We start from the raw sequence: 16,071 nt of genomic DNA, 5'->3' as shown, positions 1-16,071 counted from the left end.
CAGCACCGCACCTGCGCCTGAGCCGGAGCCTGCGCCGGAGCCCGCTCCGGAACCCGCGCCGCAGCCCAAGCCGGCCCCGGAGGAAGACACTTCCGCTCCGGCCGGCAGCGGCGAGATGCTGTTCCAGCGGTCCGGCGCAATGGAGTTCGACGGAACCGCCGCCAAGGTGATCGAGCTGGCGCCGTCCGCCGCCACCAATGCCCAATCCGCAACGGTGTCCTTTGCGTTTAACGCGGACAAGGTCAGCGGCAGCCAGGGGCTTGTGTCCAAGGACGCCCGCGGCAGCACCGTGAACGACGGGCATTTCACCTCCTACATCAAGGACGGCACCTTGCACGTCCGCTACCAGGAAGGGTCTGCCTCCAAGACGCTGACGATGGACGGCATCAAGGCGCACACGGACTATGACGTGCGCACCAGCTTCGGCGACGGCCAGGTGTCCCTGTGGGTCAACGACGTGCTGGCGGATTCCGCCGCCTTCAAGGTGGACTGGATGGACAACAAGGAGTACCTGCAGATCGGCGCAAACGGCTGGGCCAGCAAGTCCGGCGCGGCCGGCTTCGTGGCGGCCTTTGACGGCACCATCTCGAACGTCGGGATCACCGAAGGGTTCAATACCGCAGCGGCAGCCTCCGGTGCGGCGGGCGGTGGAACCGGAACCGGCAGCACGGATGCGGACAGCAGCACCTCTGTGGCACCCGAAACCGGCACCGGCACGGGCTCTTCCGTGGAAGACACGGGCAGCCAGGAAACGGACACCACCCTGCCCGCGCTTGCAGACATCTTTGAGCTGGATGGCCCGATGGAGTTCAACGGCACGAACAGCTCGGTGCGGGAATTTGCACCGGACCAGGCGCTGCAGGCGGAGGCCGGCAACATCGCCTTCACCTTCAACGCCGACACGGTCAGCGGCCGCCAGGGGCTGGTTTCGAAGGATGCCTATGGCGCCGATGTCAACGACGGGCACTTCACCAGCTACATCAGCAACGGCAAGCTGTTCGTGCGGTTCCAGGAGGGCGATGCGTCGGAAACCTTCGAAGTCGGAGGCATTGAGGCGGACACCGATTATTCGGTCAGCGCCAGCTTCGGCGGCGGCAAGGTTGCGCTGCGGCTGAACGGCGAACTGGCCGGAGAGGCGGACTTCGAGTTCGATTGGCTGGACAACGCCGAGCACCTGCAGGTCGGCGCCAACGGCTGGACCAGCAAATCGGGCGAGGCGGGCTTCACCGATGCCTTTGACGGCACCATCAGCGATTTTGCGATTGCCACCGGCAGCGCGGCGCTGAGCGACGACTTCCTGCTGCTCTGACACCAATGCGGTGCAGGATCCGGTCCTGCACCGCAGCTTCCGGCGGCGTCAATTTTCCGCAAACCCCTGTGCGCCTCTGGCGCCGCAGGCCAGGCCGGAATAACAGTGTGTCAGATGCTCCAGGTTCAAGGTCCGGCATGGCGATTCCTTCGTTTTTTATATCCGTTTGCGCAATGTGGATTGCCGCATTTCTCCTGTGGTTGTTTTTTAACTTTTCCCTCATCGTTTCGGTTGCAATCGGTTTTCTGATTTCCATTTCCCTGTTTTTTGCCGCGCTTTTTTTGGGCAAAATTGCATCAATAAAATCAATCACTTCCGAAACCCGCGGCCGCGTTCCGGGGGAGACCAATTAAACCGGCGGCCTGTGCATTTTCCGGCGCAGGTTTCAGCAGATATTATTAAAATTTTACCTTGGCAGAACGGCGGCCGGACGGCATACTTGTCTGGCGGCCTGCTTGCAGTGTGTTCCAAAGGCCGCATGTGAGGGGTCTGGGGGGACTGATTTTCACAGATTCTAATGCCCATCCCGCCTGTTTTCAGGGGCTGGATTGTTTGTTTCGGGCAGCCGGTTTCTGTGCCCTCCGTGTATGGGTTTAGTAGACGGTTACAAGTTAAATGAAAAATGGTGTTATGTTAAAAGTCGCCGCCAAGAGGTATTATTACCCTGGCGGGGAGGGGGAAAATCTTTCGGGGGCGTTTACCCGTGCAGCGAAACGGCGCGCCTACCTGGTTTCCAAACGTGCGGCGGATGTTCTGATCAGCCTGGCCTGCTTGCCGCTGCTGCTTGGGATCTGCTGCGTTCTGCTATGCCTGAACCCCTTCTGGAACCCGGGGCGCCTGTTCTTCCTGCAGCAGCGCTGCGGCCGGAGCCGGCAGGGGTTCACAATGATCAAGTTCCGCACCATGACCCGCAGCGGCGCAGGCTGCCGGGGGGCGGATGATCCGCTGGAGACCTCCCGCATCACCCCCCTGGGGCACTGGATGCGCGACACCAAGCTCGATGAGCTGCCGCAGATCCTGAATGTTCTGATGGGGCAGATGAGCCTGATCGGGCCGAGACCCGAAATCCTCTCCTTTGCCGAAACCTACCGGCAGGCCATTCCCGGATACGGCATCCGCGAGACGGTCAAGCCGGGCATGAGCGGCTATGCGCAAGTGACCCAGGGCTACACCGATTGCATCGAAATGGCCCGGGAAAAACTTGAGCTGGATGCCCACTATGTCCGCAACATGGGGTGGCGGCTGGATCTTTTCGTATTAGTTGCAACAATCAAGATCGTGTTTGGCTGGCCGCCGCGCCTGTAACGAAAGCAGTCTTGTGCATTGTGATTTAGTATCGGTTTCAGTGAAGCTGAACGGGGCCGCCATGGTGCGCCCGGCCGGCGTCTTTCAGAAAACAGGGCGGCCGCGGCCGCCGCATGGTCCCGGCAATTCCGCCCCGCGCCGGAGGCGCAGTTATAATTCTTGCCGGAGGCGCAGTTCTGCACTCTGCCGGAGGCGCAAGCCCGCAGCTTGCCGGAGGCCGTCATGAAGAGCCTGACTCTGGCCCTGCGGCTGCTGACGCCGGCAGAGCGCAAAACGGCGATGCTCATCATGCCGCTCATCATCCTGAGCGGGTTTGCGGACATGGTGGGGGTTGCAATGATCTTCCCCTTTCTCAAGGTGCTCGGCGAGCCCGGGCTCGTTCAGTCAAACAGCTACTTGTCATATGTCTACACATGGGGCGGCTTTGGCAGCGCCGATGAGTTTATCTTTGTGCTGGGCATCGGGTTCTTTGTCATGCTCCTCGCCACCGCGGGGCTGAAGATCCTGACCGTCTATGTCGCCAACCGCTGGCTTGAAGGGCGGATTCACAGCCTGTCGAAACGCCTGCTGGCGGCCTATCTGAAGCAGCCCTATCCGTTCATGCTGCAGCGCAACAGCAGCGAGCTTGTGGCGAATATGCTGTCGGAGACGGCCCGCATCGTCTCGCAGGTCTTCCGGGCGTTTTCGGAATTCGTGGTCGCGGCCGTGACCTTGTTCTTCCTGGTGGCGCTGCTGCTGGCGATCAACCCGTCGGTCACGCTGCTGGCGATGGGCACATTCTCCGCACTTTACACGGTGCTGCTGCTGTCCGTGCGCCGGATCTCAAGCCGGCTCGGCCAGACGATCCTGAGCACCAACCGCAAACGGCACCGGCTGGCAATGGAGGCGCTGATCGGCGGCAAACAGGTCCGGCTGCTGAACCGGGAGCGGAACCTGATCGAACGCTATTCGGTGCCGTCGTCCGGCTATGCCAATGCGAATGCGCTGTCCAACACCGTCCGGATGGCGCCGCGCCACATCATCGAATCCGTCGCCATCGGCGGCACCGTGCTGCTGACCCTGCTGCTGTCCGCCCGCAGCGGCGGCACCGGCAGCGCCGCGATGGCCGATATGCTGCCGACGCTCGGGGTCTTTGTGCTGGCGCTTCACCGCATGATGCCGGCCTTCCAGCGCGGCTATAACGCCTCTGTGTCCTTGCGGCTGAGCAGCGCCTCCGCACACTCCATCCTGGAGGATTTCACAAGCGCGGAAGACCTGCCGCCCTTGCCCGGCGCGGTTGCCCCCCTGCGCTTCCGGGAGAGCATCGAGTTCAAGGATGTGTCCTTCCGCTATCCCGGCGCGGAGGAAGACAGCCTGAAAAACGTGACCTTCACGATTGCAGCGGGCATGTCCGTGGGCATTGTCGGCCGGACGGGGGCCGGCAAGACAACCCTGATGGATCTGATCCTGGGGCTGCTGGAACCGGACCGCGGCGAGATCCGGATTGACGGCCGCAAGCTGTCGCACAATGAAATCCGGTCCTGGCGCGCAAATGTCGGCTATGTCCAGCAGGACATCTACCTGAGCGATGCCACGGTGGCGCAGAATATCGCCTTTGGCGTTCCCGACGCGGATATCGACACCGGGAAGCTGCAGGCGGCGGCGCGCATGGCGCAGATCGAGGAGTTCATTCTGAACGAGCTGCCCGACGGCTACGAGACCTTTGTCGGCGAGCGCGGCGTGCGGCTGTCCGGCGGCCAGCGGCAGCGCCTGAGCATCGCCCGCGCCCTTTACCCCGAGCCGGACGTCATCGTGTTCGACGAGGCGACCAGCGCCCTCGACAACGCCACCGAGGCGCAGGTGATGGCGGAGATTTCCAAGCTGGCGGGCTCGCAGACCCTGATCATGGTGGCCCACCGGCACACGACCGTGCGGGACTGCGACATCATCCTGACGCTGGAGAACGGCACGCTGGTCTCCGTCGCCGATTACGACAGCCTGTTCGGGGCCGGCGATCACATTACCGTTGCAGCCGGGGGGTGATCCGATGGGCCGTGCCAAAAACCGGGCAGGCCAAGACAGCGCGGGCCAAAGCCGGGCGGGCCAGGACAGGTCAGAACTGTGCCGGCCGGGGGGGGCGCCGATGATACGCGTGGCGTTCGGATCGGTGCCGAAAGACAGCGGGACCTTCACCTTCTACCGCAACATGCGGCCTGCGCTGCTGGCGCAGGGCATCGACCTGCGCTGCGTCGCAGCGGGCCGCGATCAGGCCAGCCTGACCGACCCGGCGTTTGCCGATGAGGGCTGCGTGCTGCTGGCCGGAAAAAGCTCAAGCCTGAAAACCCAGGCCCGCGCGTTTGCCGGCTGGTGTGCGGCCGAACAGATCGACGCGGTGTTCGGCGTCAACTCCCCCGCCATCCTGAGCGCCCTGCCGCATCTTCCCGCCCATGTGCGGGCCCTGGCCCGCTGCGCCAACGGGTTCGAGGAAGGCTACCGGCTGACCCTGATCGGCCAGGAGCGGCTGGCGCGGATCGTGGCGCTGACGCCGCGGCTGCAAGAGGATCTGATAACCGGCTATGGCGTCAGCCCGGACAAGATTGCCCTGATCCCCAACGGGGTGCCGCCGGAACGGTTCGCCGCGGCGGCCCGGGCGGTGCGGGGCAGGGGCGAAGCCCTGAAGCTGGGCTTCCTTGGCCGGCTGGAGCACCGGCAGAAGGGGGTGATGCACCTGCCTGACATTCTGCGCCATCTGGAAGACGCCGGGGTGCCGTTCCAGCTGCGGATCGCGGGGCAGGGCAAGGATGAGGCGGAGCTGCGCCGGGCGCTTGCCGGGCTAGCGGACCCCGAAAGCCCTCGGGACGCCGTGCGCTTTGTCGGCAGCCTGCGCCCGGAGGAGATCCCGGGGTTTCTGGAAGAGACCGATGTCTTTCTGTTCCCGTCGCATTTCGAAGGCTGCCCGAACGCCTTGCTGGAGGCGATGGCGGCCGGCGCTGTCCCGGTTGCCTGGCGGCTGCCGGGCATCACCGATTTCCTGATCGATGCTGGCAAAACCGGGTTCCTGGCAGAGACCGGCGGCACTGCGGAATTTGCCAGCCATATCGAAGGCCTGGCACGGGACCGGGCGCAGCTGCAGGCGATGAGCCGGGCGGTGTCGGCGGCGGCCCGCAGCCGGTTTTCGCGCGACACCTGCGTGCGCGCCTATGCCGAACTCTTTGAAGCGGTGATGTCGGAGCCGCCGCCGGACTGGCAGCCGCTGCCCTGGAACCGATTTCAGGCGCCTGCGCTGTTCCGCCAGCACCCCCTGGCCCGGATCCTGCCGGCCAAGCAGCGCAAGGCGCTGCGCAGCAGCCTCGGCCGGCTGCGGCGGCGGCCGCCGCCGCCCGCGGCTGCGCCGGACCCGGCGGCGCGGCCGCGTGTGTTCCAGATCATCAACAGCATCGACATGAAACGCGGCGGCGCCGAGCGGATGGCCCGCAGCTTGCACGGCCAGCTGCAATCGGAAGGGATCGAGGCGCATCTGGTCTCGCTGGAGGGCTTCGGCGAGGGCGGCGTGCCGGAGGGGGCGGTGTCGCTTGGGGTGAGCAGCCCCTATGACCCGCGCGCCTTCAGCCGGCTGGCGGCCTATGCCAGGCGGCACATCCGCCCCAGCGACGTCGTGCATGCGCATCTGTTTCCGGCCAGCCTGTACCTGTCGCTTCTGGTGCGGGCCGGCGTGGTGGGCGCGCCGGTGCTGTTCACCGAGCACAGCACCTCCAACAACCGCCGGTCCAGCCTGTTCGGGCGGGCGGTCGACAGGCAGGTCTACGGCGCCTTCAGGCAGATCATTGCAATCAGCCAGGGGGTCAGCGCCGAGCTGAAGGCGGCGCGGCCCTGGGTCAAGGGGGTCACGGTGATTCCCAATGGCTGCCGGCTGTTCTTTGACAGGCCCATCCGGCGGGCCCCCAAGGACGCGCCTTTGACCCTGCTGTCGGCCGGCCGCCTGACCCCGGCCAAGAACTACGGCGCGGCGCTGGAGGCGCTGGCCCAGCTGATGCCCTGCAACCTGCGCTATGTGATTGCCGGCGACGGGCCTGAGCTTGAGGCGCTGCGCAGCACCGCCGCGCGGCTGGGCCTGTCCGAAGCGGTGGAGTTTGCGGGCTATGTGCCGGACATCCGGGCGCTGCTGCAGGAGGCGGACATCTTCCTGATGCCCTCCTTGTGGGAAGGCTTCGGGCTGGCGGCGGTGGAAGGCATGAACGCGGCGCTGCCTGTCATCGCCTCGGATGTTGCGGGGCTGCGGGAGGTTGTCGGCCCGGACGGCCAGGCCGCCCTGCTGGTCGATCCGGCGCAGCCTGCCAGCATCGCGGCGGCCATCCGCCGCCTGGCGGCCTCCCCGGAGTTGCGCAGGCAGCTGGGGCAGAACGGCTTTGAGCGCTCGCAGACCTTCAGGATCGAAGACTACGTGAGCGCCCATCTGAATTTATACGCAAAGGTGAGGCACGGCTATGGCCTATAGACCTCACCGGACAACCCCGGGCATCGGCCTGTTCGCGGTCTTCGTGTTTGTCCTCGTTGCGGTGCCCAAGATGAATGTCAAGCTGGGCCCGGTGCCTGTCTACATGATCGACCTGCTGATCCTGATGCTGATCGTGAAGGCGCAGAGCCTGCCTGCGGTCCGGGGGCGCAGGATGTTTTCCACCACCGTCAAGGTGATCCTGTCCCTCGCACTCGCCAGTGAAGTGATCGGGGTTCTGACCTTCAGCACCTTGCAGGATTCCCTTTATATCTCCATCCGCACCTGCCTGGCCTTCAGCGTGTTCTTCCTCACCGGCCTGATGGTGCGGACGCCGCAGGATGTGTCGGTGATTTTGCGCGCGGCGGTGCTGGGGATGCTGGTCACCGCGGCCTTGATGATCCTCACGTCGCTGCCGATGACGCGGGTGCTGGTTGTGGACCTGGTGTTTTCGAACAAATTCCTTGAGCCCGCCGCGGAAGGGGTGGGCGCGAATTACAGCGCCGGGGACAGCGGCGTCCGCGGCCGGACCCTGGTCGGGGTTTCGATCCTGGGCGCCTCCTTCATCAATGTGTGCTGGCCGCTGGCGGCGCTGCTGCTGCGCTGGCCGTGGCGGCTGGGGCCGGTCTGGCGGGGCATCACGCTGGCCGCCTGCCTGCTGGCGCCGATGGGGGTTGTGATGAGCTATTCCCGCGGGCCGATCCTGGGCAGCCTGCTCATCCTGCTGGCGGTGCTGCTCTACGGGTTCAAGCATGTGCGCCGGGGGATTTTGCTGCCGGTCGCGGTCAGCACCACCGTCATTCTGGCCGTGGGCATCACCTCCCAGCTCTTTTTCTTCGACCGCCTGTCCAACCGCAGCCAGGCGATCCTGGAAAACCCGTTCCAGGACGAGCGCGAAAGCGAACGCATCCTGGCCTATATCGAGCCGTTCCAGCACGTTGCCGAGCAGCCGCAGTTCCTGCTGCTGGGGGAGGGGATCACCGTCAGGTATTCGGACACCCGGGCGGTTCCCGAGCAGGCCGGCAAGGCAACCCATGCCGCATTTGCGATGGCCTATTACAGCTACGGGATGCTGGCTGCGCTTCTGTACGGCTCCCTGGTGCTGCGGGCGCTTCGCGCCGCCGGGCAGCTCGCCAGGCGCAAAGGCTCCTTTGCCGGATTGCTGTCGCAATCGCTGCTGCTGTCGGTGGTCGCCCTGCTGCCGTGGGTTGCGTTCGGGCATGCGCCGGTCTCGACGCCGCGCGGTGCAATGCTTTTCTTCCTCGTCATTGGACTTATCTCGTCTCTTGCGAACTTTTTCGAAGTGCCGCGGCAGGTCAAACCAGCGAACCGGAGGTCTCATGCCCAGCATCGTGCTCCTGCTTTCAGATAAGCGTTCTGGCTCAACGATGTTCCAGGATGAGATCTGCCGCCATCCTGACGTTCAGACCGTGCCCTATTCGCCGCATTCCAATCTGGAAACCCACTGGTGGCTGACCGCCGCGGTGCTGCTGCGGCGCCCGGATCAGCTGTTCAGCTCGGGGCGGGCCTACGGCGGCTATGGCAGCCGGGCGAATGCGCGCGCCTATATGATTGACCTGCTGGCGCGGTGCGTGCCGGAGTTTCCGCCGCCCGCAGACGACCGGGCGCTGGTCTTCGAGGGCTGGGAAGCCCTGTGCCAGGCCTATGCCCGCCCGGTGTTCTTTGAGAAATCGCCGCAGTTCCTTGCCCACTGGGCGGCGCTGAGCCTGATCCTGGAATGGATGCAGACCACCAGCTTTGACGTGAAGATCGTGGCCATGGTCCGCAACCCGCACGGCACGATGTATTCCGCCGCCGCGCTGTTCGGCACCGACCCGGGCAAGCGGCAATACGGCTGGCTGGACATCTGCCGCAACCTGCTGGCGTTTGAACAGATGCTGCCCGAAGGCAGGCTGCTGACGGTCCGCTACGAGGATCTGGTGCAAGCGCCCGCTGACGGTTTTGCCGCAATCTGCCGGTTCATCGGCATAGAGCCCGATCCCCGGACCGGCTCCGGCACCCATGCGAAATCCTCTGAAAAATGGAAGCAGGACAGCAGCTACACCCTGCAGCTCGATCCGGCGGTTCAGCAGATCGCCCGGCACTTCGGCTACAGCAGCGCAGAGCTGGCCAATCCGCAGCCCGCCGGCGCAGGCGGGCCGCTGAAAGCCCCCAAGCGCCGGTCGCCCCGGCTGCGCGTCAACCGGCTCAGGGACAGGTTCGTGCAGCCGGCCCTGCTGCGCCTGCGCAGGGCCTTGGGCCGGAAACCGGCAAAAGACGAGTCACTTAGGAACCCAGGTGTGGAGTCATAATGAGTATTAACAAACAGGTATTGGTCACAGGCGGCGCAGGTTTCATCGGGTCTCATCTGATCGACCGGCTGATCGCGGACGGCACCGACGTCTTGTGCGTCGACAATTTTTACACCGGCACAAAACCGAACATCTATCACCTGGCGAACAACGTGCATTTCGAGCTGATCCGCCACGATGTCACGTTCCCGCTCTATGTCGAGGTGGACGCGATCTTCAACCTCGCCTGCCCGGCCTCGCCGGTCCACTACCAGCATGACCCGATCCAGACCACGAAAACCAGCGTGCATGGCGCCATCAACCTGCTGGGGCTGGCCAAGCGCCTCAAGTGCCCGATCCTGCAGGCCTCCACCAGCGAAGTCTACGGCGATCCCAAGGTGAACCCGCAGCGGGAGGACTACTGGGGCAATGTCAATCCGATCGGCCCGCGGTCCTGCTACGACGAGGGCAAGCGCTGCGCGGAAACGCTGTTCTTCGACTACCACCGGCAGACCGGGCTGGATGTCAAAGTGGCGCGCATCTTCAACACCTATGGCCCCCGAATGCATCCCAATGACGGGCGCGTGGTGTCGAATTTCATCGTGCAGGCGCTGAAAGGCGAGCCGATCACGCTGTTCGGCGACGGCATGCAGACCCGGTCGTTCTGCTATGTCAGCGACCTGGTTGACGCGCTGGTCCGCTTCATGGCGGCAGGCCCCGGCTGCCATGGCCCGATGAACCTCGGAAACCCGGTCGAGATCACCATCCGCGAGCTGGCGGAGCGGATCGTGGGGATGACCGGCTCGCAGTCCGAGATCGTCTACCGGCCGCTGCCGCAGGATGACCCGATGCAGCGCCGCCCGGATATTTCGCTGGCCAAGCGCGAGCTGGACTGGGCACCTTCGGTTGCGCTGGAAGAAGGGCTGGGCAAGACCATCAGCTATTTTGACGGCCTGCTGTCCGGGCCGGACGCCGGATCGGCCCAGGCGGCCCGATGAGCCCGTTCGAGCGCGCCCCCGCCACCCTGGGCGTTGTGGCCATCAGCTACAACGAGGAAGAGGACCTGCCCGGGTTCCTGGCCAACCTGATCGGCTGGGCCGATGAGATCATCATTGTGGATGACGGCTCGACCGACCGCACCGAAGAGATCTGCGCGGCGGCGGGCGGCACCGTCCGGTTTCTGCGGTCGCCGCGCAAGCCCGGCGAATATTACAGCGATCAGCGCAACAAGGGCATCGACGCCGCCGCCAGCGACTGGCTGCTGCATATGGATATCGACGAGCGGGTCTCCCGCGAGCTGGCCGGCGAAATCCGCGCGGCGATCCAGGATGAGCAGATGGACGGCTACCGCTTCCGGCGGCTCAATCATTTCATGCACCGGCCGATGCAGGGCGGCGGCTGGCAGGACTGGAACCTGATCCACCTGGCCCGGCGCGATTTGTTCCGCTTCGGCGGCATGTTTCACGAGACCTGCCACCTGGATGCGCCCGCGCAAAGGGTGGGCCAGCTCAGCGGCAAGATGATCCACTTCAACGAGCATAATTTCGAAAAGCGCCTGAAGAAGAGCTCCACCTATCTGGAGGAGACCGTCAAGCACGTCGAGGAAAGCAAACGGCAGATCCGCGGCTGGCAGATCCTTTGGGCGCCGGCCAAGGAATTCCTGAAGAAGTACTTTTACAAGAAGGGGTTTCTCGACGGCACCCCGGGGCTGATTTCGGCGCTGCACTCGGCCACCGCCGTCTTCCGTGCCTATGCGCTGGTGTGGGACCGGCAGAACCGCATTTCGCGGGCGGAACTGGAGCGGCAGGTGTCCTGGGCGGCTGCGGACCGCAATGGCTGATGCGCCGCCAGAGGTCTCGGTGGTGGTGCCCACGTATAACCGGGGGCACCTGATTTGCGAGGCGCTGGACAGCGTGCAGGCGCAGACCTTCCGCGACCTGGAAATCATTGTCATCGACGACGGGTCGGAGGATGACACCGCGGCGCGGGTCAGCGCCTGGGCAAAGACGGTGCCGCTGCCGGTGGTCTACGAAAAACAGCCGAACGCGGGCGGCAATGCGGCCCGCAACCGCGGCATAGACAGGGCGCGCGGCCGGTTTGTTGCCTTCCTGGACAGCGACGACCTGTGGCATCCGCAAAAGATCGAGAAGCAGATGGCGCGGCTGGCAGCGCGGCCGGAGTTCGGGGCGGTCTACTGCGGCTTGCGGGAAACCGATGCCGAAAGCGGCCGGGTGATCGCAGAGCCGCGCCATGCCTACCCGGAAGGCGACCTGCTGAACGCCTTGCTGGTCAGCGATGTGACGGCGCCGACCTCGGCCTATACCGTGCGCCGGCGGCTGCTGATCGAGGCCGGCAAATTCGATCTTGCGCTTGCCGCCCGGCAGGACTGGGACATGTGGATACGCCTGGCCCGGCTGGCCCCGATCAGCTGTGTTCCGGAGGTTCTGGCGGATCTGCGCCAGCATCCGGGGCCGCGGACCGTTTCGGATCCGGCGCGGGAGCTGCGCGCGCACAAGCGGATCCTGGACAAATACGCGGCGCTGCGGCGGCGCCGCGCCTGGTGGCTGCCGCTGGCGGCCCGGGCCGGCTTTCACCGCCGCACCGGGCGGGTGCAGTTCCATTACCTGGGCCGGCGCGGGGCCGCCATCCGCCAGTATCTGATTGCCATCGCGCTGTGGCCGTTTGCGGCGGATTCCTGGGCCGCCCTGCTGGGCGCGTTTCTGCCCGCGGGGATCCGCGGCCGGCTCCGGCGCCGCTGGAACAGCGTATTCGGGAGGACATTTCTTGCAATCCGCAACCATTGAACGCGCAGGCATGATCCCCGGGCAGGGGCTGCGGGTGGCCTGTTTCGCCAATCAGTTCGGCGACCGGCAGGGGCATGGGCTGGCCCGCTACGCGCGGGAGCTGCTGGAGGCGCTGCGGGGCATTGGCGGGCCCGAGATCATCCCTGTTGCCGGATGGTCGGGGCTGGAGCCGGAGGCGCTTGCCGCGCGCCAGCAGGAGACCGGGCTGCAGCTCACAGGCCTTGGCCGCCGCGGCACCTCGCTGCTCTGGACCTTTCTCGGGCGCCCGTCTCTTGAGGCCTGCCTGGACGCGCCGGTCGATGTGGTCCACGCCGTCTCCCTCGGCTACCCGGTGGCCACCCGAAAGCCCCTGGTGGTGACCATTCACGACCTGGGCCCCTTGATCCGCCCGGACTACTTTCGCAACACCAGCCCCTGGGTCATGCAGCGCAGCCTCGACCAGGCGGTGCGGCAGGCGGATGTCATTGCCTGCGTGTCGCAATACACCGCCGACACCGTGCGGGAGTATGCAGGGCCAAGCGTCGAGGCGCGGCTGCGGGTTGTGCTGGAAGGCGTTTCGGAGGCGTTTTTCACCCCGGCGGACCCGGCGCTGCTGCACCGGTTTGCCTTGCCGCCCGGTGTCCCGTTTATCCTGTCCGCAGGCGCCGCCAGCCCGCGCAAGAACCTGGCCGGCCTGCTGCGGGCGATGACGGTTCTGGGCAGCAGCATCCCGCACCATCTGGTGCTGGCCGGCGGCGCAGGCTGGGACAGCGGGGAAATTGCCCAGGCGCTTGCCGCACCGGCGCTGCGCAACCGCGTGCACCGCCTGGGCTACGTGTCCGACCCGGAACTGCGGGCGCTCTATCAGGCGGCGGATCTTTACGTGCACCCGTCGCTGTTCGAAGGCTTCGGCCTGCCGGTTCTTGAAGCCATGGCCAGCGGCACCCCTGTGGTCGCCTCGGACCGGACCTCGCTGCCCGAGGTCGCAGGCCAGGCAGGATGCCTGTGCGATGCCTCGGATCCCGAAGCGCTGGCCGCCGCCATCCTGCAGGTCTGCGGCTCCGCAGACCTGCGCGCCCGCATGGCGGCGCAGGGCAGGCGCCGGGCCCGGCAATTCAGCTGGTCAAGCTGCGCCCGCGCCATGGCCGGAATTTACAGCGATGCCGTGTCATGAGGCGGGAAATCCCATGAAGCTGGTTGTGACCGTCAATTCCTCCTTCAACGTGGTGAACTTCCGCTCCGGCCTGCTGCGGGCGCTGATGGCGGCCGGCCACGAGATCACCGTGCTGGCCCCGCGCGACGATTACACCGAGGCCATTCTCAGCGAGATCGGCTGCAGGTATGTGGAGCTGAAGATGGACCGCCGCGGCACCTCGCCGGTGCGGGAAGCCGGCTGCCTCAGGGCGATGATCGGGCATATCCGGGCTTTGCGGCCTGACGCCATCCTCAGCTACACGATCAAGAACAACCTCTATGCGGGGCTGGCGGCGCGCCTGACCGGCACCCCGATCATCCCGAATGTGACCGGTTTGGGGTCCGTGTTTTCCGGCAAGGGCCCGCTGGCGGCCTTTGCGGCCCGGGTGTACCGCCATGCCTTCCGGGCCGCTCCCATCGTCTTTTTCCAGAACCTCGAAGATCAGGAGCAGTTTCTGCAGGCCGGGCTGGTTGCGTCCGGCACCGCGCGGATCCTGCCCGGGTCGGGGGTCGACCTGGCGCGGTTCACCGCCTCCCCGGTGCCCCGGCGCCCGCAGGCGCCTGTCTTCCTGCTGGTTGCCCGGCTGCTGTGGGAGAAGGGGATCGGGGAATACGCCGAAGCGGCGCGGCAGGTGCGCAAGGTCTTTCCCGAAGCTGTCTTCAGGCTGGCCGGCGGTCTTGAAACGCCGGGTCCGGCAGCGGTCCCCGAGGCGGTGCTGTCGCAGTGGGAGGAGGAGGGGATCATCGAATACCTCGGCCGCCAGCGCGACATCCGCCCGGTTCTTGCGCAGGCAACCTGCGTGGTCATGCCCAGCTATTACCGCGAGGGGACGCCGCGCGCGCTGCTGGAGGCCGGGGCCTGCGGGCGGCCGGTCATCACCACGGATACCGCCGGCTGCCGCACGGTGGTGATCGACGGGGAAAGCGGCTTTCTGGTGGCGCCGCGCGACAGTTCAGACCTTGAGCGGGCGATGCTGCGCATTGCCGGGGCGCCGCAGGACATCCTGCAGAAGATGGGCAGCGCCGGGCGCGCGCTTGTCGAGCGGCAGTTTGACGAGAAGATCGTGATCCGTGCCTATGCCGAGGCGCTCTCGGAAATCGCGGGCAAGCGGCCGCCGCCGGGCCCGCTCTGACCGCTAGCCTGACCCGCAGCGCTGCGGCGCTGGCACTGGGGGGCGGCTGCACTGCGAAGGCATGGCCTCCGCAGCGCAGGAAAATCGCGGCCCGTCCGGATCTGCTTGCGCAAATTCAAAGCTGCCGGACGGGCAAACCTGAGGGCGGGCGCCTCAGAACAGGAAATCTCCTGCCCCGAGTTCCGACACCTGAATCCCCTGCAGCAGGATGGTGCCTTCCCCGGTGCCGATCAGCGCGCTGCCGCCCTGGCTGCTGATCTCCAGATCGCTGTAGCTGTTGACGCTCTGGCCCAGCCCGCTCAGGTCGATCACGTCGGTTCCGGAGGTGAAATCCAGAACCGTGTCCTGGCCGTGGCCCGTGGTGAACACAAATGTGTCGCTGCCATCGCCGCCTGTGATCCGGTCGGCGCCATTACCGCCATTGAGCATGTCGTTGCCGCTGCCGCCATCCAGGCGGTCCTGGCCGCCGCCGCCCTTCAGAACGTCTGCTCCGCCGCCGCCATAGACGGTGTCTGCTCCGCCGCCGCCAAAGACCTTGTCCCTGCCGCCGCCGCCGTCGACGGTATCCTCGTCCTTGCCGCCTCTGAGCCGGTCGCGGCTGCCGTAGCCAGCCAGCATGTCCTGGCCGTCGAGCCCTTTGATAATGTCCGCCTCTGCCGTGCCGTGCAGGGTGTTGTCCTGCGCGTTGCCGGTCACCAGGTTGGGGTCGCCGTCCGGCGCAGGTTCAGGCTCGGGGGTTGTGCTGCCGCCGGACCCGCCGTCGCTCTCGCCGCCTGCAACCGGGCCGGTGGAGCCGGACCACAGCTCGCCGACCGACAGCTTGCGCGGCGCGCCGGTGGTCTCAATCTCGCCGCCCAGGTTGGTGCCCGAGGGGGGCGTGGGGGCTTCGGCGCCCAAAAAGCGCATCTCGTTGACCTTGCCGAGCAGGGAAATCCCCTCCCAGGTGATGTCATAGCCGTCCTTGATCAGGAACGCCCGCCCGCCCTGCGAGGTGTTGTTCTCGAAGATCGAGTCGCTGACCTTGATGTCATGCGGCATCAGATGCGCATTGCTCTTGTTCAGCAGGCCGTTGGGATTGAGCACGGTGACAACAACGCCGTTGGGGCTGTCGATGAACTCGCTGCCCGAAATGCGGATGTTGTGGTTCTGCTTGCTGGCGTCGAAATCCGACTTGCTTTTATACAGGCTCTTGATGTCGATGCCGCTGACGCCGTTGTCGTAGAACACCGAATTCCGCACCTGGCCGTCCTTGAAGCCGCCCGCGGTATCCAGCCCGTCGCGGGCGTTGCGTTCAAAGAAGCTGTCCGCCACCAGCATCCGCTCCGGCGCGTCGCCGTCCGGGGTGGCGGTGGTCTTGATGCCGTCGCCCAGCGATTTGCGGAAATGGCTGCCGGTCACCTTGGCGTCATCGCCGCCGACGATGCGGACCTGGTAGAAGCCGCCCTCGAAAGAGCTCTTGTCCAGGCTGAACCGGTCGCCGTTCAGCACGTCGATATGCATCGAGACATTGCCGGAAAACGCGCTGTTCTGGACAGTGACCCCATCGCCGTCGACCACCAGGATGCGCTTGGTGTGGTAATCGGAA

The 16,071-nt window shown here is 65.8% G+C and carries 13 protein-coding genes; 11 read left to right on the top strand and 2 right to left on the bottom strand.

Annotation, left to right across the window (positions count from 1 at the left end; translation table 11 throughout):
* Positions 1–1,309: LamG domain-containing protein (locus tag PHA8399_RS00065; protein ID WP_500683686.1), on the top strand; the 1,309-nt coding region annotated here is incomplete at its 5' end.
* On the opposite strand, the gene PHA8399_RS22150 is transcribed toward PHA8399_RS00065, so the two are convergent.
* A complete protein-coding gene (locus tag PHA8399_RS22150) occupies positions 1,248–1,622 on the bottom strand; it encodes a hypothetical protein (RefSeq protein ID WP_145976949.1) in 375 nt (124 codons plus the stop codon). The genes PHA8399_RS00065 and PHA8399_RS22150 overlap by 62 nt on opposite strands.
* A 302-nt stretch (positions 1,623–1,924) precedes the next feature.
* Between PHA8399_RS22150 and PHA8399_RS00055 the strand changes: the two genes are divergently transcribed.
* From PHA8399_RS00055 to PHA8399_RS00010, 10 genes are all read left to right on the top strand, one after another.
* A complete protein-coding gene (locus PHA8399_RS00055; RefSeq protein ID WP_338092695.1) occupies positions 1,925–2,614 on the top strand; it encodes a sugar transferase in 690 nt (229 codons plus the stop codon).
* 222 nt (positions 2,615–2,836) lie between these two features.
* Entirely contained in the window at positions 2,837–4,636 is a 1,800-nt protein-coding gene (locus PHA8399_RS00050; RefSeq protein ID WP_145976948.1) for an ABC transporter ATP-binding protein, read from the top strand.
* A gap of 100 nt (positions 4,637–4,736) precedes the next feature.
* On the top strand, positions 4,737–7,088 hold the full coding sequence (locus PHA8399_RS21735) for a glycosyltransferase family 4 protein (protein ID WP_158509242.1): 2,352 nt from the start codon (positions 4,737–4,739) through the stop codon (positions 7,086–7,088).
* Positions 7,078–8,457, top strand: a complete 1,380-nt coding sequence (locus tag PHA8399_RS00040; protein WP_058284184.1) for an O-antigen ligase family protein — start codon at positions 7,078–7,080, stop codon at positions 8,455–8,457. The genes PHA8399_RS21735 and PHA8399_RS00040 overlap by 11 nt, the downstream gene beginning before the upstream one ends.
* On the top strand, positions 8,426–9,397 hold the full coding sequence (locus tag PHA8399_RS00035; RefSeq protein WP_342027507.1) for a sulfotransferase family protein: 972 nt from the start codon (positions 8,426–8,428) through the stop codon (positions 9,395–9,397). The genes PHA8399_RS00040 and PHA8399_RS00035 overlap by 32 nt, the downstream gene beginning before the upstream one ends.
* A complete protein-coding gene (locus PHA8399_RS00030) occupies positions 9,397–10,374 on the top strand; it encodes a UDP-glucuronic acid decarboxylase family protein (protein WP_058284182.1) in 978 nt (325 codons plus the stop codon). Before PHA8399_RS00035 ends, PHA8399_RS00030 begins: the two co-directional genes overlap by 1 nt.
* Positions 10,371–11,216: a glycosyltransferase family 2 protein gene (locus PHA8399_RS00025; RefSeq protein ID WP_058284181.1), complete on the top strand. Its 846-nt coding sequence runs from the start codon at positions 10,371–10,373 to the stop codon at positions 11,214–11,216. The genes PHA8399_RS00030 and PHA8399_RS00025 overlap by 4 nt, the downstream gene beginning before the upstream one ends.
* Positions 11,209–12,180 (top strand): glycosyltransferase family 2 protein, encoded by a 972-nt coding sequence (locus PHA8399_RS00020; RefSeq protein WP_058284180.1) that lies wholly within the window; start codon positions 11,209–11,211, stop codon positions 12,178–12,180. Before PHA8399_RS00025 ends, PHA8399_RS00020 begins: the two co-directional genes overlap by 8 nt.
* On the top strand, positions 12,161–13,333 hold the full coding sequence (locus PHA8399_RS00015; RefSeq protein WP_058284179.1) for a glycosyltransferase family 4 protein: 1,173 nt from the start codon (positions 12,161–12,163) through the stop codon (positions 13,331–13,333). Before PHA8399_RS00020 ends, PHA8399_RS00015 begins: the two co-directional genes overlap by 20 nt.
* 13 nt (positions 13,334–13,346) lie before the next feature.
* A complete protein-coding gene (locus tag PHA8399_RS00010; RefSeq protein WP_082649401.1) occupies positions 13,347–14,486 on the top strand; it encodes a glycosyltransferase family 4 protein in 1,140 nt (379 codons plus the stop codon).
* A 153-nt stretch (positions 14,487–14,639) separates the two neighbouring features.
* On the opposite strand, the gene PHA8399_RS00005 is transcribed toward PHA8399_RS00010, so the two are convergent.
* The coding region (locus tag PHA8399_RS00005) for a right-handed parallel beta-helix repeat-containing protein (protein ID WP_058284178.1) at positions 14,640–16,071 on the bottom strand (1,432 nt) is incomplete at its 5' end.

The organism is Leisingera aquaemixtae (assembly GCF_001458395.1).
GTDB classification, from domain to species: domain Bacteria; phylum Pseudomonadota; class Alphaproteobacteria; order Rhodobacterales; family Rhodobacteraceae; genus Leisingera; species Leisingera aquaemixtae.
This window is presented reverse-complemented; position numbering and strand designations above follow the sequence as displayed.